Origin of the sequence: Bdellovibrio sp., assembly GCF_036384735.1 — a bacterium.
Classification (GTDB): domain Bacteria; phylum Bdellovibrionota; class Bdellovibrionia; order Bdellovibrionales; family Bdellovibrionaceae; genus Bdellovibrio.
Genome location: NZ_DASVLT010000055.1, coordinates 74,127 through 95,680 on the forward strand (window position 1 = coordinate 74,127; position 21,554 = coordinate 95,680).

23 protein-coding genes are annotated in these 21,554 nt (G+C 43.1%); 12 read left to right on the plus strand and 11 right to left on the minus strand.

The features are described from left to right. Positions 1 to 408 precede the first annotated feature (408 nt). A complete protein-coding gene (locus VF412_RS16890) occupies positions 409 to 2,520 on the plus strand; it encodes a prolyl oligopeptidase family serine peptidase (RefSeq protein ID WP_331340478.1) in 2,112 nt (703 codons plus the stop codon). Positions 2,521 to 2,866: 346 nt separating this feature from the next. Here VF412_RS16890 and VF412_RS16895 read toward each other — a convergent pair whose 3' ends face one another. Then, on the minus strand, positions 2,867 to 3,403 hold the full coding sequence (locus VF412_RS16895; RefSeq protein ID WP_414640845.1) for a YbhB/YbcL family Raf kinase inhibitor-like protein: 537 nt from the start codon (positions 3,401 to 3,403) through the stop codon (positions 2,867 to 2,869). Position 3,404: 1 nt separating this feature from the next. Between VF412_RS16895 and VF412_RS16900 the strand changes: the two genes are divergently transcribed. Further along, positions 3,405 to 4,343 (plus strand): AraC family transcriptional regulator, encoded by a 939-nt coding sequence (locus VF412_RS16900; protein ID WP_331340441.1) that lies wholly within the window; start codon positions 3,405 to 3,407, stop codon positions 4,341 to 4,343. Between the two features lie 5 nt (positions 4,344 to 4,348). On the opposite strand, the gene VF412_RS16905 is transcribed toward VF412_RS16900, so the two are convergent. From VF412_RS16905 to VF412_RS16925, 5 genes are all read right to left on the minus strand, one after another. After that, complete coding sequence (locus VF412_RS16905; RefSeq protein WP_331340442.1) at positions 4,349 to 4,591, minus strand: hypothetical protein; 243 nt, start codon at positions 4,589 to 4,591, stop codon at positions 4,349 to 4,351. 102 nt (positions 4,592 to 4,693) lie between these two features. Continuing rightward, positions 4,694 to 4,954: a hypothetical protein gene (locus VF412_RS16910; protein WP_331340443.1), complete on the minus strand. Its 261-nt coding sequence runs from the start codon at positions 4,952 to 4,954 to the stop codon at positions 4,694 to 4,696. Between the two features lie 20 nt (positions 4,955 to 4,974). Continuing rightward, positions 4,975 to 5,235, minus strand: coding sequence for a hypothetical protein (locus VF412_RS16915; protein ID WP_331340444.1), 261 nt, complete (start codon positions 5,233 to 5,235; stop codon positions 4,975 to 4,977). A gap of 96 nt (positions 5,236 to 5,331) precedes the next feature. Continuing rightward, a complete protein-coding gene (locus VF412_RS16920) occupies positions 5,332 to 5,616 on the minus strand; it encodes a helix-turn-helix transcriptional regulator (RefSeq protein ID WP_331340445.1) in 285 nt (94 codons plus the stop codon). Between the two features lie 2 nt (positions 5,617 to 5,618). Beyond that, on the minus strand, positions 5,619 to 6,755 hold the full coding sequence (locus tag VF412_RS16925; protein WP_331340446.1) for a VOC family protein: 1,137 nt from the start codon (positions 6,753 to 6,755) through the stop codon (positions 5,619 to 5,621). A 68-nt stretch (positions 6,756 to 6,823) separates the two neighbouring features. On the opposite strand from VF412_RS16925, the gene VF412_RS16930 reads away from it, so the two are divergent. Next, on the plus strand, positions 6,824 to 7,690 hold the full coding sequence (locus tag VF412_RS16930) for a LysR family transcriptional regulator (protein WP_331340447.1): 867 nt from the start codon (positions 6,824 to 6,826) through the stop codon (positions 7,688 to 7,690). Between the two features lie 344 nt (positions 7,691 to 8,034). Here the strand turns inward: VF412_RS16930 and VF412_RS16935 are convergent, their stop codons facing one another. Next, a complete protein-coding gene (locus VF412_RS16935; RefSeq protein WP_331340448.1) occupies positions 8,035 to 8,328 on the minus strand; it encodes a hypothetical protein in 294 nt (97 codons plus the stop codon). A gap of 615 nt (positions 8,329 to 8,943) precedes the next feature. On the opposite strand from VF412_RS16935, the gene VF412_RS16940 reads away from it, so the two are divergent. From VF412_RS16940 to VF412_RS16950, 3 genes are all read left to right on the plus strand, one after another. After that, positions 8,944 to 9,351: a recombinase family protein gene (locus VF412_RS16940; RefSeq protein ID WP_331340449.1), complete on the plus strand. Its 408-nt coding sequence runs from the start codon at positions 8,944 to 8,946 to the stop codon at positions 9,349 to 9,351. A gap of 7 nt (positions 9,352 to 9,358) precedes the next feature. Further along, entirely contained in the window at positions 9,359 to 9,664 is a 306-nt protein-coding gene (locus VF412_RS16945; RefSeq protein WP_331340450.1) for a hypothetical protein, read from the plus strand. Between the two features lie 78 nt (positions 9,665 to 9,742). Next, a complete protein-coding gene (locus VF412_RS16950) occupies positions 9,743 to 10,411 on the plus strand; it encodes a recombinase family protein (protein ID WP_331340451.1) in 669 nt (222 codons plus the stop codon). Positions 10,412 to 10,623: 212 nt separating this feature from the next. Here the strand turns inward: VF412_RS16950 and VF412_RS16955 are convergent, their stop codons facing one another. From VF412_RS16955 to VF412_RS16970, 4 genes are all read right to left on the minus strand, one after another. After that, on the minus strand, positions 10,624 to 11,382 hold the full coding sequence (locus VF412_RS16955) for a hypothetical protein (protein WP_331340452.1): 759 nt from the start codon (positions 11,380 to 11,382) through the stop codon (positions 10,624 to 10,626). Positions 11,383 to 11,834: 452 nt separating this feature from the next. Next, a complete protein-coding gene (locus VF412_RS16960; RefSeq protein WP_331340453.1) occupies positions 11,835 to 12,755 on the minus strand; it encodes a S1 family peptidase in 921 nt (306 codons plus the stop codon). Positions 12,756 to 13,737: 982 nt separating this feature from the next. Next, positions 13,738 to 13,989, minus strand: coding sequence for a hypothetical protein (locus tag VF412_RS16965; RefSeq protein WP_331340454.1), 252 nt, complete (start codon positions 13,987 to 13,989; stop codon positions 13,738 to 13,740). Positions 13,990 to 14,667: 678 nt separating this feature from the next. Then, complete coding sequence (locus VF412_RS16970; RefSeq protein WP_331340455.1) at positions 14,668 to 14,922, minus strand: hypothetical protein; 255 nt, start codon at positions 14,920 to 14,922, stop codon at positions 14,668 to 14,670. A 106-nt stretch (positions 14,923 to 15,028) separates the two neighbouring features. On the opposite strand from VF412_RS16970, the gene VF412_RS16975 reads away from it, so the two are divergent. The 6 genes from VF412_RS16975 (at position 15,029) to VF412_RS17000 (ending at position 21,324) form a co-directional block, all read left to right on the plus strand. Next, the gene (locus tag VF412_RS16975; RefSeq protein WP_331340456.1) at positions 15,029 to 15,286 is read left to right on the plus strand and encodes a helix-turn-helix transcriptional regulator; all 258 of its coding nucleotides are present in this window, start codon (positions 15,029 to 15,031) and stop codon (positions 15,284 to 15,286) included. A gap of 215 nt (positions 15,287 to 15,501) precedes the next feature. After that, positions 15,502 to 16,920, plus strand: coding sequence for a sigma-54-dependent transcriptional regulator (locus VF412_RS16980; RefSeq protein ID WP_331340457.1), 1,419 nt, complete (start codon positions 15,502 to 15,504; stop codon positions 16,918 to 16,920). Between the two features lie 3 nt (positions 16,921 to 16,923). Continuing rightward, entirely contained in the window at positions 16,924 to 17,163 is a 240-nt protein-coding gene (locus VF412_RS16985; RefSeq protein WP_331340458.1) for a hypothetical protein, read from the plus strand. 89 nt (positions 17,164 to 17,252) lie between these two features. Continuing rightward, positions 17,253 to 18,665 carry an ABC transporter substrate-binding protein gene (locus VF412_RS16990; protein WP_331340459.1) on the plus strand — a complete coding sequence of 471 codons (1,413 nt, stop codon included), beginning with the start codon at positions 17,253 to 17,255 and terminating at the stop codon, positions 18,663 to 18,665. After that, positions 18,662 to 19,627, plus strand: coding sequence for a hypothetical protein (locus tag VF412_RS16995; protein WP_331340460.1), 966 nt, complete (start codon positions 18,662 to 18,664; stop codon positions 19,625 to 19,627). The genes VF412_RS16990 and VF412_RS16995 overlap by 4 nt, the downstream gene beginning before the upstream one ends. Beyond that, complete coding sequence (locus VF412_RS17000) at positions 19,624 to 21,324, plus strand: HAMP domain-containing sensor histidine kinase (RefSeq protein WP_331340461.1); 1,701 nt, start codon at positions 19,624 to 19,626, stop codon at positions 21,322 to 21,324. The genes VF412_RS16995 and VF412_RS17000 overlap by 4 nt, the downstream gene beginning before the upstream one ends. Positions 21,325 to 21,554 lie beyond the last annotated feature (230 nt).

Here is a 21,554-nt window from a genome sequence, read left to right on the forward strand (position 1 = left end):
CTCGGTTGCCTTGGTTTTATCTGAGTCAGACTGGAAGTTTCAAGACAGGTCTTCATAACCGGCAGGTGTTTGCGGCGACTATCACTTCAACCTTTTGTTTTACTCGTTTAGTTACTTTAGGCAGGACTGTCATCTTCCGGTTATGTTAAGCGCACTCCGGATTTACCCGGGTGTTCTCAAGATTTTCATTGGAACATACTTATCGATTGAGGCGATTCTAGTCCGCCCTTCACGACACGTCTATGAACCATAAAGTTCTGTGCGAACGAATACATTTAGTGGTGACATTGCTTGTTCGATCGGAATTGCCAGGAATAGCAAAACAAATAGATATGACCATAATCCAGCTTCTAATTAAACAGGACCGAAACTTTGCGGATTTACAGTCACAAAAGGTAATATGTGAGTATGAAACAATTTTTTCTCAGTTCAGCTTTTTTGATTTTTCTAATCTCATGTTCACATAACTCCGTGATTCGAGATCCGTCTGGAACTCTTACAACACTTTCAAATCAGAAAAATCAGGATGAAGTCTTTATCGTTACAAATAGAAGTTCCGGGACGAGCAATCAACCTCTCAATCCGTGGGAATATACTCAAGCGAATAAATATTGTCAGCTTCAAGGCCCTAACCTCAATGATGGAAATCTGGTTATCCCCACTGATGAGCAAACTGAATACCAGACATCGGAGGTCGTTACAAACTGGGTTCAGGCCAGTAACCTTCGTACATTTCAATATTTAACTTGCGATCAAAGATATCGAGACATTCTACAATCCACTCTGGATGTTGCAAAAGAACCTAAATACTCCGCAACTTACAAAACAGATAAAGTCGGGAACTTAGAATTTCAGTTGTATAATGTGCAATCTTATCGAGGAATGCAGAATGAGAACTCCACTTGGACTCAAGTTCACAATCTTGCTGAAAATCCTCAATTTGAAAAAAGAGAAAACCCTTTAGAAGTTAAGCCTCATGATGTCTCAACTCCTACTCCGCAGGTAAATACCATTCAGGTCGATGCGCTGACTCTGAAAATTGATTCCGAAATGATGGGTACAATGCTGTGTCGTCACACGATTACGAACCAAGTAAATCGGAAAATCATCGAGGTTTTCTTTACTTATTGCTCGGGAAATGGACTGAACTCTGTCAATCCCCTGATCGTTGGAAACGACGTGTATATTGTCTATAGTGATTTAGACCACCTTAATGAAGATGGAACATTCAACAACGATTCGGAATTTGCGATTAAGGTTCATAAAATAACGCCAACTGCAAATCCAGAAGATCTTACTCTTAAAATAAATTTTTTGAATCTAGCAAAGGATAGAATCTTAGTTCGGTTAAACTCCGGCCGTACTCCCTCACCCAAGGAAGCTACTGAAGTCCCCGTGCCTTTACAGCTTTCACTGCAATACGACCCGTCGGGCTATTTGAAAATGGCCGTATCCCTCTTGAATCGAGGAAGAAACGAAATCCGGGTATACAGAGGAGCCTTTGACGATAACCAGGCTTTCTCGGAGCAGACTTTACCTTTAAAGCCTGGCTTTCCTTACAACCTTTTAGCGATTAGGCAATCAAAGCTCTACTTCACTGCTGACCATTTGGACCATCAGACTTTTATTCAAGCGTTTGACTTCGATACTGGGCATTTTTTTACAACGCAACAGACTGCTGATACCACTTTCAGTCGAACGAAAGCTGTGACTCGATTGCTCATGTATCCAACTTCTGACGGAAAACGTTTGCCTCTTTGGGTTTCAATGCCCAGAAACATGAAGCTTTTTGATTCTGACAATTTTGGAATTGTGGCGGCCTACGGCGGTTTTAATAGCATTATTCAGCCTAACGAAGGGTTGGGTGATTTCGGACTTGTTGCCGACAACATATTTGATCATGGTGGATTTACTGCAACGGTGACTGTTCGTGGCGGCGGAGAGCTTGGAATTGCCTCTTGGAAAAACTCCTGGGGACCTGGTCGCAAAAATGGTGTCGATGATTTTAATAGTGCCATCCAGTTTCTCAATAAATTAGGATTTGCACATACCAAAAGAATCGCCGCTATCGGCCAGAGCAACGGTGGTCTGTTAGTTTTAACGGCAGCAATGCAAAGACCAGATTTATATGGAGCGGTGGTTGCCCGTTCTCCAGTCACGGACGTGTTAAATTCAGCGAGGACGGATTCTCCTGGCGAAATGTGGCAGCGACAAGATTATGGTAATTCCGTGGATCCCGCAGTAAAAGCATTTTGGGAACAATATCAGCCGATCAGTAAGCAAGCTACGACCATTGATCTCCCACCGATCCTCTTAAGGACCGCTTACGGCGATCCTAATGTCAATCCGTCGCATTCGATGAGGCTCTTTAAAGCACTCTATGATCGGCCTGATAGGGACCGATATTACTTGTTTGTTCAACCCCTGGGCTATGGCCATCAAGCAGACACAGTAAGGAAAACGGTTGAGGAATTTTCTTACTATCAAAGTTTTATCTTTCGCATGATGAATATCAAATAGGTCGAGATGGCCGGAGTTGAAATTGAATGTCTTGGGGCCCTACCTAATAAAGGATGTCCATAGCTTAAGAACAAGCAGTCAGCCTTCTCATTTAATATCTCGTATAAAGCTGGATTCGACGAAGGAACCTCAATGTGCCGTTCCAAATCTGTGCAAGGCACAAAAAGTAAATCAAACAACGGCATAAATTTGCTTTGTGCATAGAAATGAAAATATTTTTCCTTAAGCCCTGACTTTTAAAGCAGGGCTTTCTTTATTATTTCAGACCATGGTGTTAGCTGACACTGCCACCAACAACTTGGTTTGCGCGTTAGCTAAACGCGTTCCGGCTGGCTTCAGACTGAGGTTATCTTTCGAAATTAAATCGAAGTATTGCTTCTTCTAGCTTAAGCGAGTTTATATAAAAACCAACCATAGCACCTGAAACGTCTTTTGTTAGTGGAATCTTATCTTTAAGGGCGACAAGTCTCAGAGTGTAATGATGAGTTTTATCACCTCTTGGAGGACACGGCCCAAAGTATCCGTACTGACCACCGTCGTTTTTAGTTTGAATTGCTCCTGTGGGAAGAGTGCTTTCATTGGAACTTGCACCTTCTGGGATTGTAAAGCTATTCACTGGGATATTAATGATAAGCCAGTGCCACCAGCCTGAGCCTGTTGGAGCATCTTGATCGTAAAGTGTGATTGCATAGTATTTTGTATCTTTAGGAGCGCCACTCCAATGAAGTTCCGGTGAAATATTCTGCCCCGAACAACCAAACCCATTTGCCACAAATTTATTGTCGATTTGCTTTTTTGAAGAGATGGAGCTACTTGAAAGTTTTAATTCTGCATGCGCGGACACACCAAGCATAGATGATATTAGAAATGTCGATAGTAGGATTTTGGTTAGCATTTTTGCCTCCTCGTCAGTTAAACTTTATCAGAGTGTACTCCTAGTGATAACATCAAGAGGTGTTAAGACGCTCAATTTAGGTGCCAACCCGATCAATGTGCGCTGTGGAGTTAAAAATATGCCTCCTTCAAAAATTTATGACCGAAAAATCAAAACCCGAGAAGGTGTAGGGACTGTTGCAACGGTCATTCAACGGGGAGATATGACATTCAAAAGATTGGCTATTGATCAATCGGTTATCATTTTGATTCGCAGGGGAAAAAAGCATCTTAGCAATGGCAAGAAAAAATACCAGGCAACAAAAAATGAGATCGTAGCAATTTCTAAAGGACAGGTCTTTGATGTTCACAACGCACCTCTTGATGGGGAATTTCAATCGAGCTGGATTGCCTGTTCTAGCGAACTGATAGAGGAAATAGCACGAAACTTTAAAGGCCTAGAAGAAATAGAAGAAGCAAAGACCCTGAATAATCTTGAGCCTGATTTTTTGGAGGCTTTTGAAAGAGCCTTTAATGCCATTCGAGATACAAAATCTCTTTCTCATGAAATCGCAAAAAGCAGAGTCTCTGAGGTTCTTCTTTGGCTTTGCCAGCATGGAGTTCGATTTCCAGTAACAAACAGGAAACGTCTTACTCTGGAAGTTCGTTCTCTCATCTCAGAGATGCCACACAAAGAGTGGGTAGCAGCTGAAGTGGCCAATAAATTTGCGATGAGTGAGGCGACATTTAGAAGAAGGCTTTCTGATGAAGGAAGCTCTTTTTCAGAGATTGCTATGGATGTAAGAATGTCACTCGCATTGACATTGCTTCAGGCAACGTCGTTACCGATTGTAGATGTAGCAATGACCGTAGGGTATGAATCAGCGTCGCGATTTGCGATTCGGTTCAAAAAGAGATTTGGCTATTCGCCCTCTGAACTTCGTCGTTAATCGGTCTAATTGACTGAGTCAGTCTCGACAATCCGCCAACCAGGAGTAGCTTGATTTTGAGGCTGTTTAGAAATCATAAGGATTCCGACCTCACCGCTGTGAACCTGACTATCTTCGATTTCAAAATAGACCTGGCTCATCGGATCTGCGCTCAAGAGGCTGCACCAGAACAAATGTTTGGGAAGCGCCTGGGCGGAATATGTTCCAAATAAAACCACTGTAAAAATAATCGTCTTTAAATTTATCATAGACGGCTCCTTTGTTGCTATCAATGGAAGGAGAAGTAAACCGATATCTATGATTCGTCTAGAGAAGATTGAAGATTGTGTACTCTGGAGAGTACACAATCTTCAATTGGTCTGACAGAATCCCTGCACTGTCTCAAGGAAATAGTTCACATACCCACCATCATCCCCGTCTGATATGCAGCCAAAGTATTGAATATGCATCAAGCTTCCACCTTGATTCTGGCACTGTTCTGCAAGCTCCGCCTGAGCTTGAGTTTCTGCATTCTCGCAACTAAAAGGAGCTCGCACAGAGACACGGACTGTCTCTGCGGCAAAGCTGAAATTATAGAAGAAAAGCAGGGCCGCGATCAACATCGTTTTCATAAAATCTCCTGGTCTGCTGATTATTGGCAAGAGATGCTGAGGAGATCGACCAACATGCCACGATCTTCAACCTTCACTATTGCTGACCTACCAAGGCAGGCCCATGTTTCATTCAATAAAGATGGCGACATAGCTTGATCATCAAAAGCAATAAAGCCATCACCTGGTGTTTGCACACCAATATAACCGCTATCTTCAACGACGGTTCCTTGATAGGTATCTGTTGCCGCAAAAGCAGCGGAAACGGACAGCAATGAAATCATCAAAATAAACATTTTCATAAAAGCTCCTTTTTCTCAGTCACAGACTGAGTTGTTATGTGCACATTAAAATAATTCAATTTCCGCAAGACCGAGAAAATAGGTCCTGGTCGACCTCTAAAAAAGTCCAAGTAGATCATTTTTCATCTCCTGCAACTCGTGCCGGAGCCGATCTATGCGCTCAAGTATCTGGAAACAATTTGCTTTTTCACCTGTAATTAATTCCTGTAAAGAAACTTGATAGACCCGCGCTAAGGCAGGATATGGCTCTCCTTGAATCTGTCGACCATTTTCCCATGCCTTGTAAGTACTGGCCGAAATTCCCGTTTTTTCAGCTATGTTGTTGATGGTTAGATTTTGTTGCAGACGAAGCCGTCGCAATCGATCATGAATACCAGACATAATTACCAACGCTCCTTCAACCAATTGAGAAACTCAGTCGGCTTTTTAAAAGATATTTCAGCTCCTGCTTTTATCAGATCATCGTGAACCACAACGCTATTCCAGCTTGCTGCCGCCGCAATGGCCTTAATGTTTTGAGCGGCGAGCATATCCGTGGCACTGTCTCCCAACATGATAAAGGCCCCTACTTCTCGGCTTGACGATCCAATGAAGTTCGTGGCTTGAGGTTTGGATGACTCCTCGTTCGCGCAGCTCATGGAATCAAAATACTCAACAACACCCAAAGCATCTAAAATATGAATAGTTGATTCAAAATCTCGTGCAGTCCATAGATGAAGACGAAGACTTTGATCTTTGCAGTGAGACAAAAGGGACATGACTCCTTCAAATAAGAAGTAAGACGCTTCTTTCGAAAGAGTCGACCAGCGCTGAATAAATCGTCTTTGCGCGGCCTCTTCGACAATCTGAAATGCCACAAAAATCCCCTTAAAATCCGAATGAAAGTTGGTTATGACTTCGTCCTGTGTCACATCTCGCTGAAGAATTTCACTCAGCACCCGACGATTCACCTCAAGAATCTGCTGAAGAGAATCCACCAAAGTACCATCTAAGTCGAAAACGATGTCACTAAGCTCTGCCTCCTCTATTTCGATTACACGCTCGAGTGAATTGTGATGGAATTTCACCTGAAAATCTTCGAACTTTAAACAAAGCTCTGAATTGAGAACCTTGCGAGCGACAGGCTCGAATAACAAATGGGGATAATGCGCCTGAAAAGTCTCAAAGGATTCTGAGATCACCACCTCAAGATGTTCAAAACCTGTGAGGTAGGTACAGCTTTTTTTTGGAGCTGGAAGCTCTACCACATTTACTACTCTGTCTCCGATCCTGAATCCCTGATGCAACTTAAAAGTGGCAATAAAACGTCCGTTAACAGGAACTTCAGTAAGTAACACAGCCTGCTCGCTAAGAAGCACTTTATACAGTGAATATTCATCTTCGGAATGAACGCGAAAGCAGAGGTGATCAATATCGCAAGTTCCAATATCCAATCCAGCTCGACGCATTCTCAGAAGAGCCCTCTGAAGAAAATACTCACCTTCGGCTATGAATGTTTCCAAATCCATTATCGTTTTCATGGACATGTATTTAAATCTTAAAATAGATCTTGTAAATTACATAAAAATAACAATTAATGTAATTAATTATGACAATTCCAAACATCTATCATCTCAAGTATTTTGTTGATGCCGTCGAGTTGGGCGGTATTAGCGCTGCTGCAGAAAAAAACCGAGTGAGCCATCCAGCCATAAGTCAGGCGATTAAAGCCTTAGAAGAACAGATGGACATGCAACTTCTTATTCATGGTAAAAGAAAATTTGAAGTGACTCAGAGAGGCTATGCCCTGGCCACTGAAAGCAAGGAAATTCTGGAACTATTAAAACGCATGGCGGACAAATCCAATGCCGCTCTGACAAAAATCGTAGGAACTGCAACACTAGGCATTTCACAGTCTATGACTCAAGATTTACTAATTCATATCATTAAAAAAATGACAAAGCTTCACCCTGATGTGAGACTTGAAGTTGTTTTTGGCACCACCTCCGATCTTCTTGAGAAAACTGCCAAGGGAAGCTTGGATCTATCGATCACGCTTGAGAAACAATCTTTACCAACCCTGATTCAAGTTCCCATCAAAAGCGGTCGCTTTGTTTTGATTACCCCTCCAGAAAAAAAAGACCTCACTCAAATTGAATTTCTTTTGACCGAGCCTCGCTATGAAACCGAATTTTTCAAGAAGGCCTATAAAGATCACTATGCACAGCATCCGTCTATTTCCCATGAAATCGGTAGCTGGAGTGCCATCATCGAGCTCGTCGCCAATGGACTCGGAGCCGGCCTGGTTCCCGATTTTGCTTTAAGCATCGAACAACGAAGAAAAGTCAGTATCCTAAATACCCCTTGGTACGATTGTCCCTATAAGATTTATCTCAACTTAAAAAAAAGTTCCGACAAAAAAACTCCCCTGAAGGCTTCTTTGAGCGAAATTATTCGTTCTCTAGGAAAATCATAAAGGCCTACGAAAGAGACAAATCTAACTATCGTACTCTGGCTTATAAAATTGTCGATGATACAAACAGAGCGAGCAAAATAACCTGATTCCATTGATGGACTTGGCTTCCAAGGCACCGATGCTGTTTGACTCTATGAATTGTGAAGAAAAACAAACAGGAGCTAATGAATTTGGTACTATCGAACCTACAAACAAAAAACGGAAGTCTATGTTATGACTTCCGTTTTCCTTTTTCCAAATTCGTAGGGCTCAGCCATTTAGATAAATGACTGACCAACTGTCATCGGGACGAAATGTTTCCTCACTCATCTCACCAAATTCGCATATCATTGACATCATTGATTTTATACATACGCAGCCTTGGAAAGAAAAGAATTTCCTCGAGCAAAATACCGCATTGAAGGCCGTTCTATAGCCCAAATTGCGGCGGAAAATTTTTCCTCGAAATCGGCTGTTCGAGCCGCTTTGGTGGAGTTTGGAATCAAGCTCAAGGGGCGAAGAAGGGCTGACTGCCTGACATGATTCGTAGGCTTCTTAACCGGTAATTTCTGTTGAAAAATTTTAAGTGACGAAAATTCGTCACTCAAAAGGTCGACTTTATCGGTGTTAATCATCAGCGCAACTTTATGAAATTTCAAGAAATGACAAAATTAAAATTTCAAAATGCTCTATTCTCGAAAAATGGATTTTTAAGTTTAGGGGTTCAAATCCCGCCCTCTCCGCCATTCTTCGCTGCTCATTGAGAGTGAACTTTCAATACTCAAATCAATTTAAACAGTTACACAAATATTAACACGAGCACGCTCTCTGGTCAGTATTTCAGCATATTTCACGGCATTTCAAAATTTGGTAGGGTTTTGGTAGGACTCTGGTAGGGTCGAAAATTCGTCACCATTTTTGAATTCAGTTACGTCAAACATTCTCCTTCTTTTGGATTTTTATTTTATCGATTTGGATTTTTTCAAAAAAATCCGGAAGGAGATTTTTATGGTGAGATTTATTTCTTGGTTTGTGGCCGTCGCACTCGGCGTGGGATTTGGGCCAAAGCTCGCAAGGCTTACGACCGACATGGCGGAAGCTGCGATCCACGCTCATATGCACGATCAAATGAGCTATACACGATTTACGCACACGCTTTTAAACGCAAAACCACGGCCTACCCTGCAAAAGCCGTAGGTTCATTCAATATTTAAATTTTTTCCATGAAGCCCGAGGAGACCCCTCGGGCTTTTTTATTTTCCCCGGAGGTTTTCATGTCTTATTTTTACGGTTTTCCAATAGTTGCTTATGTTTCTTTGGGCTTAGAAAACGACAAATCTGTTCTTAGCTCGGTTCAAGATTACTGCCGCGATACCATGGTGGAATCTGAGATCTTTGCCGAAGAGGTGCTTCCTCATGAAAAAGAGCGTCCCCTGTGGCAAAAGGTTTTGGATTTAATTGAACGAGAAGAAATTTCGATGCTGGTTGTTCCAGATCTTACCCATATTGCTGGGAATGACTCAAAGTCGTTATCGGCATTTTTGACGTTTTTAAAAATCAAAGGGGTCCGCCTAAAAAGCCTTGCTGAGGGTATGGATAGTCAGCGCAACTCAAGGGCCGAGATCATTTCTAAATTAAAGAATGGCCGCGACAAGCCTAATGCCAACTTAGACCTGCACTAGGAGTGGCATGAATAACCTAAATTTAACTCATCCCCTCACGCCGAGTATGCTCGCGGTCCTTGTGATTATGAGTAGTGATTTTTACCTTCAAGAATGCACGAAGCCCTTTATAGATCTTAAAAACCAAGAAATCCAGTGGGACCAAATCTTTAAACTGCGACTTAATTACCCCCACAAAATCGCCATTGCCTGGGCCTATGCGCTTTGGAAAAAAGAAATTTATCCAGGCACAAGCCCCTTTGACGGACTAAATTCCCTTGATCCCGAGCTAAAGCGCTCCATCGTAAAGGCTCTCACTTTGAGTTGGGCCTAGGTTCTCTTTATCTATTTTTTATTTTTTCACCGCAGGCTCGCATATTAAATCGGGCCTTTTCCTTTTGGAGGTATCTTAATGGATACAGCAAAGACAGTTCTATTGTACGTCAGAGTGAGCACCCAAGATCAAAATACTGAGAGTCAAACTCGCGCACTGACTGATTGGTGTGCCAAACAAGGAATCATGAACTATGAAATTTTTGAGGATCACGGCATCTCGGGAGCCAAGGAAAGCAGGCCCGCATTGAATCGCCTTATGGAAAAAGTTGAAAAAGGCGAAGCGGAACAGGTCATTGTTTTTTCCTTCTCAAGGTTCGCCCGCAGCGTGAGCCACTTGCTCAAAGCACTTCAGAAATTTAAAGAAAAATCAGTGCGCTTTTTATCAATCACGGAAGCTTTAGACACCAATTCCCCTATGGGAATGGCGCTGTTCACAATCCTCGGAGCACTCGCCCAACTTGAGCGGGAACTTATTAGAGAACGCGTGGTTGCGGGATTAAAAAATGCAAGAGCAAAAGGAAAAATCATTGGCCGAGTTCGCAAAAGAAATTCAGCCTTGATTGAATCCCTCCTCGAAGCGGGCCTATCGTATCGAGAGATCGCCCGAGTGGCGGCTTGTTCGCACGGCTCAGTTCACGCCCAGAAAAAAGAATGGGTCGCTAAAAAAGCTCTTCAGTCAAAAGTGGAATCGCAAGACAAAACAAACCTGTCTATTGATCCATCAATTACACCAAGTCCAGCATAAGTTTCATGAAAAGTGCCGCCGTTTCCTCATGCGAGGGAGCGGCGGCATTTTTTTGCCCTCGACGGTCAGTAAAGCGAGCTTTTTGGGAAAAGCCGCAGTTTTTTAGAGAGCGACGGCGGTTCCTGAGCTTTGTTGACCACTGTGCTACCGAGACCAGGAAAGACCCCAAACCGCCTTGTTAGATTGAAGCTAGAGCGTGCCACAACCTAGGCTCAATGTTCGGATACATCCGTATGTCCTGTGCGAATGCATTTTGGATCGAACAAATCTGGATACTTTGTGAAAACGTGATTTGAGCCGAAAATCAATATTACTTCATTCTGATTCTGGTTTTTCGCAAAAAAGTCGTCCACCTGCTGCAGGGCAAGTCGTTCTCTGCGAGTCATAGCAATGTAGTCCATTTGTGGGTCTTCAGAGAAATCGTGACCTGGATGAGCTTGTAACCAAGCCTGGCTGATCTTGAAAAAGTTATCCTCAGCGGTAGCATCTGTCGCCACAGGGTATATTCTAGGAATCAATCCCAACAGAAGAAGCGTCAGGTCTCCTCCAGCCTTTGCAATTTTATAGGTTTGATCTACGGTCATTTCGCTATATGATTTTGGAAGTCCAACGGGGAACGCATTTTTATATTTTTGAATAGTGCTTTCACTGTCATCCGCGTTCTTCCTATACCAATCGAGGTCCATGATAGCATACGTGCCCTCTGAAAATACGGGTGCATTAGAATGCTTCAAGAGTTCGGTCGCGATTGCAAACTGGGATTGCGAAATCATCTTCGTCAGGGCTGCGCTATTCAGCCCCGTTAGCTGGTCCTCGTGAAGCTGAGGAAGAAATAAAATGCTTCGTGCGCAGACTCCAGAGTCTGGCGTTACAAGAGGCGCTCCAGATAAGCTCAGAGAGGAGCCATTTGGTGTTTGCCCTAGCGCTAAAACTGAGTAAAGACTGGTCAAAATGACAAAAAACGTTCGCATAATTTCCTTAACTGCTTAAATTGTGTCCCAGCTCCTAATAAATGCCATTTAGGTACCGACGAATATTTTGCAAAATTAAGTCCACTGCCAAGGCAGCGGGTGCGCGCACCTGAAGACCGACGCCTGCCCCTGATTTAAAAGGAATGTCTATCGCAGTTGACGCGGATTGTGGATCAGCGATTACCTGGCCAGCCACTTTTTACTATTTAGGTCCAATTTTGTAAACTGTGGCCCTTACATTTGAAGGCGCATCATCAGGATTACTCGTATTCGCAGGCAGAATCTCGCATCGGACAAAGCTCGAAGCCTGGGAATAACGCCGGCATTCGAGTCGCGCGATAAAAAGCCTGCGCTTTTTAAAACGGAGCCGGTTTGTTCTCCGGCCCGCAAAGAATTCTTTTAGATAGGTTCACCGAAAAAATGATTCGTACTTTTTACCTTTAAGAAGAAAATTAAATATCTTTAGGAAAAGTCTTTATAGCCTGTTCCCAACTGTCCATTGCGTAGTTTTTTGTACCTCTGCACGAAGACATTATACTATGGTGTTGAAGATTTGTCGGCGTTTCATTGCCCAAATAGGGGTAATCTATTTCGGCATTTTGATTTTTAACGCCCCCAACAGAATACATTGCTAGAGCTTTGGTAAGGACTCCAACTATTTCTCCTCGCTCATTTAATACGGGGCCGCCGCTATTTCCTGGTAAGCTATCTACTGTTGTCGTTGCGCCATATTTTCCGTCGTTAGATATAAAAACGCCGACAGAAGCTCTTTTCTCTATTTTTTGAGAATCTGGGATTGGAACTCTTTGAAGTTCTGGCCTGCGTAAATCGACGTTCGGATACCCGAAAGCAATTAGTGGATCACCGGAATTTAAATCACATGACCCCGAAAAAGGAATTGCCTTTACTTTGTCACCATCTTGTTGAGTGGTTTTTATGACAATTAAACCTACATCCAGATCCTTTTTCGATGTAAAAAAAGAGTTTGCTAAAAGCCCAGTTTGGTCAAAAAAATCATTGTTTATCTTCCCAGACTTCGAATCATACTCAAAGACTTTCATGGGAATTGGATATATTCGTTTTTCCTTCTGATACATATCAGAAATGACATGTCCTGCGGTTAAGACCCCTAGATACGTGAACCCACCGCGATTTTCTTTAAATACGACAACGCCACTTGCTGTCCGGCCCGCTGCTGTTTGTCCGTTCGTTTGCACGATCGCCAGGGTACTATCCCAAGCATCCTTAAAGGTTTCCGCCGGTAAGGTTGCTGAAAATCCTTCTTTAACTTTAATTAAAAACGGAGAGCCGGCAAATGCGATTGGGGCCGACAAAATTGCAAATAAACTTAAAATAATTTTAGTAAATTTCATGATTGGAGTGCCTTTCTATACACCGCCAGCTACGGTGCCAACCCTTAAAAATAGATACCGTTCCGAAATTATTGGGATTAATTTCCCATGATACAGAAGCAAAAGTTTACTGTAGAACGACCTTGCCACCTTCATGCCAATGCGAGTGAGTTATATATCTGATTTGGCACAAAATCTGTTTAAAGGATTATGAAAATAAGCGAAAACTGTCATCGCTTAAAAGTTTGACGGCGACAGAAGAGAAGTTAGTGATTTGGAGCCGGGAACGGCGCCAGCCCCGGATCGAAAAGCTGGCGATTCTGTGGCGGGGCGAATTCTGGCCATATGTTTTTTTCCGTCCTCACTTTTCGTCGGAAGTCATGAACTCACGTTGATTGTTCACTCTTCGCAAAAGCCACGGAGAAACCGAGCGCGAAAAAATCGACGCTTTTTCGAGTCATTTTTCTAGAAAGCTCGTTCGAGCTGAACAGAGTTTGACTCAGAAGACGCAGGATATATTCGGAATTTTCGAAGACGGTGCAAAACAGCGACGAAAAATTTTGGTCAAATCGTCTGTATTCGCGCTGGTTTGCCGGATTTGGAATCCCGAGTACTGTATCGAAAACAAATCTTCCTGGGGTCCCTTTCGCTCCGATGTCAGAAGGCGATTTGGAACCGCCTGAGCTTTTCTGACCAGAGTGCTTCTAAGGCCGATTTCCCGAAGTTCGTCTTTTTGCTCGGTCAGCAAAATGAGCCTTTGCGAACAGGCATTGAATCTGCGGTGTCAGCCCCTTCAGGCCGGTTCTCGCAGAAGACACCCTGTATTTCCACTACAAACCATTAATACGGGCCTTTTGAAGCCAAAACTTGCCTCGGTAACACCCCGATCAGGAAGTCTGCGCTGGGAGCCCCACAAGTCTTTTAATAGGGAGCCGCCCGAGCTTTGCTGAGATTCTGTTGACGAAAATACGTTCGTGCTGAGCTGTCTGAAGTCGAGTTGATTTTATATGCTCATAGTATCCAACTTTTCTAACACTTCCGTGAGCGGACTTTCCTGACATCCCGTCACCGCATTGCTCACAGAAAACCAGCCCTGAAAGAGTGTCCACCTTTCGACCCACCTTTTTAGCACCAGCTCGGAGAGGTCGATTGCTTCTTTCTTCCAAATCGTCGTATAAGCCCTTGAAACGCTTAATTCGACTAGATTGGCGCTGCCTTCACCAAAAATCCCGCCCCCCTCCAAATACTCAGACATCCTCGCTCGCGCCCTTTGGGCGCTGCTGCGGAACTCGCATTTGGAGGGGGGAAATTTTGGGTGCTTTTTGGGGTGAGGTTTTGCTTCTAATTAGGGCGCACTGCCAAATGCAGGCCCACTTCTTTATGGACCGACACAAAGATCGTCGGAGACAGCCGTGCCGTAGGCCTCGCCAAATGTATCGGAATTGAAGCATCTAAGGACACCGTTACTATCTGGAGCAACTACATAAGCGAAATGGCAGAACACGTCCGAAATAGCGGCGCCGAATATGGTGCCAAAGGTATCAGTTCTAAAACATCTTGGCACCTCGTTAGCGTCATTCCAAACTCGATAACCAGCTAAGCTGATTGAGCCGCACGACAAAATTAAAACGAAAATGGCCTTTGTCAAATTTTTCATGGATTTCTCTCCTTAAGTTACTTTGAAAATTCCGTAGTTTTTGAAGAACTAATTTCGTTTGCTATACCATGAGGTACTGAAGTCAACTATCAGTTTAGGAAAAGTTGTAAATCTTCCTAAACTCGAAACATTTTCGAAAACACTGGATTTTAAAGCTTGCTTGGTCATACGAGCAAGAATACCCAAAACTGTTTCGTCCCGAAAAAAGCGAGCTGGTCGGGATTGCATAGAACTGTTCTGAAATACGTGCTTTCTTGAGCAATCCCTCTGGCTTCTTTAATCGCGGATATATTCCAACTGATAGTCAGTGATAATTTTAAAAACCTGATTAACAATTCCCAGTTCTTGAGCAAGCCCGAATAGAATATAACAGGGCACCAACACCGGCCTTTCAAAGAGGATGTGAATGTCTGGCATAGCACCTTCTAAAAACGCCGCAAATTCATCACCATCACTTTTTCGCTGCTCTAGAGCCATCTTTAGACATTCACGGAGTTCAATATTCAGAGGCTCTATATCTGCATATTCCATATAGCTCCTTTATTCTGCCAAATGCGTAAGATCTTACGCACATTCATCACACAAAACAGAGAAGATCAAGTGCATAAGATCATACGCAGTGGGATTTGGGAGATTCATGGGGTTAGCAAAGGGAACAGCACTCATTTCAAGCACGGATAAAAAGATTTTAAAGGCCCTTGGTGAGAGAATTCGTGAGATCAGGGAGAAAAAGAAGCTCACCGTGTATGATGTTACCGGCGAGGACCTATTAATTAAATCTCGCCAACACTGGCAAAAGATTGAAGCCGGTCAATTGAGCCTAACGTTCGTTACTTTCTACAAGATCGCCCAGTCCCTTGAAATTCCGCCCGTAGAGCTCTTAAAAGGACTATAGTTGATTTTTTCTTGAAATTAGAACCCAACACCTAAAGACCCCGTCGCCGGGGCCGTTCTGGCTCCTGAGAGTTTAACTTTTTGCCAAGTATGAAAAATTTACCCCCACTTGAGTAAACAGCCTACGATCTATAGCAAAATATGAGTATTTGACGGCTACTTCCCAATGTCCCCCATTTTGCATAGAAAACGAGCAACTCAAAGCGTGGGGGCTTAATGGGTGCAAACATCCTGATTATTGATGATGATTTAGGTTTTGCTACTTCTCTGAAATCGCTATTGAAGAAAAATGGCGTTCGCTCGACCTTGGCGGCGAGTCCCGCCGATGGCTTTAAAATTTATTCCCAAGAAAAAATGGATTTTGATCTTCTGTTGATCGACTATGAGTTCAAAGGTTTTGAAATCACCGGGGCTGATATCGCTCAAAAAATCAAAAGGCAAAACCCGTATCAGGCGTTCGCTTTCATGAGCGGACATCAAAACACCGAATTTTACAGAAACATGCTTCAAGTTGGGTCCTCGGAAGAATTTATTCTCAAAGGCGGAGAACCTGAAGAAATCATGGAAATCGTTCGTCGTATTCTTGCTGAACTTGCCGTCAGTGGAAATTCTGTCGTAGAAGACACATTCGAGGATGAATTAAAAAGAGAAGCAGAGATCCGCGCTTTTGGAATGGTTGGAAGATCCAAAGCGCTTCACTCTCTTGTAAAGCTCACGGAAAATTATCGTCAGTTTAAGTCACGTTTCTTAATCATTGGGCCCACCGGCGCGGGAAAGGAAATGTTTGCTAAAGCATTTCAGATTCCGGGTAAGCCGTTCTATGCCGTCGATTGTACTCGGTTCACAACCGGCCAAGAGCATTTTGTAGAAGCCGAACTCTACGGCTGTAAAAAAGGCGCTTACACGGGTGCTGATCAAGATAAGCGTGGCGTTTTCGAAGTAGCTAACGGCGGCGTGATATTTTTAGATGAACTTCATTGTCTGTCACTCAATGCGCAAAGTAAGTTGCTTCGCACATTGCAGGAGATGAAATTTAGACGTCTTGGTGACAGTGCTGGTCCCGAAATTCCATTTGATGTCACCTTAGTTGCAGCGGCAAAACCTGTGATTTTGGAAATGATTGAACGCGGAGAGTTTAAGGACGATCTCTATTACAGGATTGCAAAATCTGAACTGAGAATTCCGAGTCTTGATGAAAGACGTGAGGACATTAAGCCACTTGCAAACTTCTTCGCAGAAAAATATTCCAGAATACACAAGCGGTCCCGAACCCTTCATCCACAGACTATCAAAGACATGGAGGGCTATTCCTGGCCAGGAAATGCTCGAGATCTTGAGCGCATTGTTGAGCGACTGGTAATGAACTCAGAAAATGAAATAATCGAGCCAGAGTTATTCCGTGCATTTGTTAAGACAAAAGTGGCACCGGAATCCCAACCTGAGCAAGAAAAGTCCGCAGCAAATCTGGATGTCATCGTTGATTCGATTACAAGCTATCATATTATCGAGGCGTTAAAAAAATCTCGTTTCATTGCGGATGCATCGGCTTTCTTGGGTATTCCCCGAACAACTGTTAACGACCGTTTGAAAAAACTTAAAATTAATCCCCATCAATATTTGGGGACTGAAAGGTAGTATATGGCTCTCAGTGAAATCGCATTACTAGGTCTCGCGTGGAATTTAGCAGCCAACCCGAGTGCAGCTGATATTCAGCAATATCAGTCGCTCAGCCAGGCAGAGCAAATCCGTATACAGGACCTGGTCGACCAAAAGGATAAATTGCCCGAGGAGCTCGAAAAATTAAAGCAGAAAACTCCTCCGAAAGATGTTGAAAACGTAAATCAAGCACCCACATCTGAAACCTCATCTGGCATATGAAAGTAGCGAATCGCTCGTCTATTTTTGCGGTACTGTTATTTGTTTTAGCCACAGCATTTTTAGCTCGTGGCTTTTTGAAGGATGCTTTCATGACTACTCAGGTTGAAAATTTAAAAGTCTACATGCCTGTCACAGCGACGCTGCCAGACCCAGCCCGTATAAAAAACACGGGGCAGTGGTATGTGCTTGGTCATATTTCATCGGGACTTTCTCAATTTGACCATATCGATGGAAAGTTTAAGTCTCTTCTGGCCGATTATGAGATCTATTCAAGCGGTGTTCACTCTTTCACACTCAAACAAAATGCAAAATTTAGTGACGGAACTTTAATTACGGCTCAAGACGTTGTGAATTCAATAAAGCGGCTCTTAATCAAAAAAACTTCAACGCATTTTCCGCTGTGGGATTATATAGAAGATTGTGATCATCTCAAAAGTCTTGAGGATGAATGCTCGGGATTAAAAGCCGTAAGTCAAAAGCGCATTGATATCCGACTGAAAAAGGAAGCAGAATCTTTTTTACTGCAAATGTCATCTCCCGAAACCGGCATTTGGTTTGCGGGTGACATAGATTCCAAAAAGCTTGATATCAATCCTACAAAATATTCCGGCCCCTACAGAGTTGATAAAATTACGGACACGGGGTTTAATCTCGTTCGTAACGAAGAAAATCCGATTTCTCAGGCGTTTCCGTCTTCACCCAAATTTATCCAAATTAAAACCATGGCTGCTGATAAAGTTATGGCTGAGCTTGAGCGTGGCGGAATTGATATCGCAATAAGAAGTCATAATCCCTATGATTCAACTCCGTTAGACAAATTAGGCGTTGATATATTTAGATCAGCACCGGCGACGTTGCTGTATCTTCACGCCGTTGGCAAGTCTTCTAAAAATCTGATACCCCGCGAATATCTTCAAACCCTTTGGGATACGAATACGGATAAAGGGATTGTTGCAGCCGACAATTTTTTGCCATTCGACCCAGGCTTGGCATTAACAAGAACTGAATATCTAGCCGAGCTTCCCAAGGTTTCAGATTTAAAAGTAAGTAAGATGAGAGTCGGCGTTCCTTGGACGTATTTGTCCAAAGGCTTTTACGATTTTTTAAAGGACGCTGGAAAAAAGAGCGGCATCACAGTCGAAATTGTTGAGCTCACGCGTGACGAATGGTCCTCTTCTCTTGAAAAAGGCGACGCTCCTCAAGAAATCGATTTTGTTCTCGGTGTGTATGCCGCCTCCGAACGCTACCCAGCAGTCCAACTTCGCTATATAACCGGGGAAGTGCGCGGTCCTAAAATCGATTTAACCCAGGCCGAAACTCCAGAGTTATCACCCGAAAAGAAGGAAATACTTAGAGACTATCAGAAAGACCTTCTTAAGAACCAGTACGCAGTTCCTTTATTCTTATCGTGCCATCAGATGATGTATAAAAAGAACCTCAGCGTCGGCGATCAACCTCCGGCTGATGCCGAGGTCGAACTTTGGAGAATTACCAAACGATGACCACTGCTCGTTCGTTGTCACACGATATAGCGAATTTACCCAGCATTGTCGCTGAGACAAGGCTTCTTCAGCATTTTGCTAAAGAAGGTGACGCTTATATTTTTGAACGTGAAGGTAGTTTAAACGGCGAAACCTATTTTTTGACACAAGCTCAGCGCCATAAAGTCGCGGGCTTCGGCAGGGCTCCAACTAAAAGAAAGGCCCATGTAAAGGCAGTGGCCGAATTCTATGAACGCCGCCTTATGCATGAAGTATTTTCTCAAGAGTTCTCACATGTTCCCCGAGCTTTACAAACTTCCAATGGATTTGCGATTCATTTTTCTGAAGAGCAAGCAGTGCTCGGAGCTTCATTAGAAGTAATAGAACGTCATCTATTACAGTACAGTTTTTTTAAAACTGGCTGGAGCGGATTTGAATTTATAAAGAAAGTCCAAATTGGCGAGGAGACTTTGACCTTCGTTGCATCGAAATATTCGATAAATGATTTACGTGCGGGTATGGTTCTAACAACCTCCAAAAGATTTCCCGGAATTTCATTTGGATACTTTGCTGGCAAGAGCGATCAATTTGCCACTTCGACTCGTTGGTCTCATGCCGTTTTCGAGGCTACTGATAAAATTGAGCCGTTTTTGAAGTTAGCAAAATCAAATGCTCCACAGGAACTCATGCCCATAGAACAAGGCATTTTAAATTGGATGATGACCCCGCATGAACCGCCACAGTTTGTAGAAGGTGGTTTTGTTCAGGCTTTATCTAATCCTGTCATGAAAATTGAAACCTTTAATTTATCTGATCGGTGGAATCTTGATTTCCCTTTGTATGGTGCTTACAGCTGGTCAGAAGAGCTAATACCCCTTCTTATCATGGATCGCTTTAAAGAGGCTGATTCGGAACTTATCAAAGGAATTTTTGATAAGTTTGACCTTTCATCTCGCAATCCGGGAAGGAATCCCGTTTTATGACGGCAAAACGCCTATTTTTAGTGTTGATAATTTCCGCTGTTAGCGCCGTCTTCGCGCAATGGGATTCGATTAAAAATCGGCATGAAAACATCCATCAGCTAGCGACCATTGCTTGTGATATCGTCTCAGCACGTGCGCAGGCGGGTTCTACCCGCGATGTGCATGATCAGTTGTACTCATTTTGGCATAAACACAGCACGGGTCTGCCGGTGGAAATTCTTGTTCGTCGTGGAGAAAAAGAGGTTGGTGCACACGCTTCTTTAAATCGCAGCAGTATATATACGCAAAGTTGTCAGATCGAAAACCGGCCAGACTACGAAATATCTTTTCAATTTCAAGACGAAGCGATTTTAAGCCCTTCCCTTATCGAAAAACTGGCAGCAGCGTTTATGTTTATTTTATCGATGTACGTAGTTCTGAGCTTCGTCTTGCGCCAGATGCGAGCACTTTGGTTCGGACAAGTTCTGCGAGAAATCCGTGTAAGCCTAGGCCTTGAAAACGAACCCACCATCAAATCAAGTCTCTTTTCAAGATTTCTTGCTAAAGTATTTTTAAACTCGGCCTCTAATATTAAACCCGATGTTGAGAAGTTACAGAAATCACTGGCACAGAAGCAATCTGAACTTATTCAGAGCAATAATCTAGTTTCAAAACTTGAAGAAGAAAAAATCAGAGCTGATAAATTTGCGAATATGGTGGCAATGGTTCGGCATGATTTAAAAGGTCCCTTGTCCGCTCTTAAAATTACGGCTGGAGGGATTAAAGATCTTCCCGATGAATCGGTTGCTATCCGTCACACGATTATTTCTATAGAGAAAATTATCAGCGACCTAGATCAGAATAAAAATATCAAAACAGTCACATCAAAAGATAACCTTGAGATCGAAATTGCAGAAGTCGCAATTCAAGATGTGGTTCATGAGAAGTCTGGGACTCTTGCTAGGCGTAGTAATATAAAAATTGAATTTGAATATAACCAGGAGAAATTAAGCCCCATCATGTGCGAGCCGAATTACCTTCGCCGCGTAATTGCGAACCTGATACAGAACGCGATTGAAGCAAGCCCGGCATCTTCGGTTGTACGTGTTGGCGTTCGGCATCTCAAAGGCCATATTTTAATCGAAATCGCAGATCAAGGCAGTGGAATTGCACCAGAAATTTTACCAAGGCTGTTTGAGCGTGGGGCGACCTTTGGAAAAATAAGCGGCACCGGCGAAGGCCTTTCATTCGTAAAAACTAAAACAGAAAGCTTCGGCGGTTTTGTTTCTATTGCTGAATCATCTCCCAAGGGCACTGTTTTTCAATTAAAGCTACCCCTCGTCACCATGAAGGCACATTTTAGAGCGATGCCCAGTGAAGACTCGTTTGACAAAATGGCCATTCTCGATGATGAAATTGAATTTCAAAAGCTAGCCTGGGCAGAGACCCCGGGACAAAGAAAATATTTTAACACCCCTCATGCGTTGCTTAGTTGGATTGAATCTACGCCAGAGGCTCTAGAGTTTTCGCGGCTTGTGGATCTGCACCTAGGAGATCTTATTTCAGGTGTGGATGTTATTAGAATGCTTGGAAACAACAGCAATACCTATTTAGCAACAAGTGACTACTTAAACCCAAAGGCTCTAGAAATTTCCTCTGAGCTAGGGATTGGGATCATTCCTAAGTCGTTGCTCTTTGCAGCTTGCCGCAGCCGGTAGGCTTTTTCCCCACTAAAATCACTTTCGTTTTTTATCCGCCATATCTTTATCTAAAATAACAAATTCACTTCGTGACGGATTCCCGTCGTCATATGACGACGGTTCGTCATTTCTCCCGTCATGACGGAAATCCGTCACGCCTACAATTTCAACTAAATCATTCCTATTTCCAAACGCTTATGCCTGTTCAGGCATAGTTCATCGCTTTTCGCAAGTGTGCCTCTCCGTCT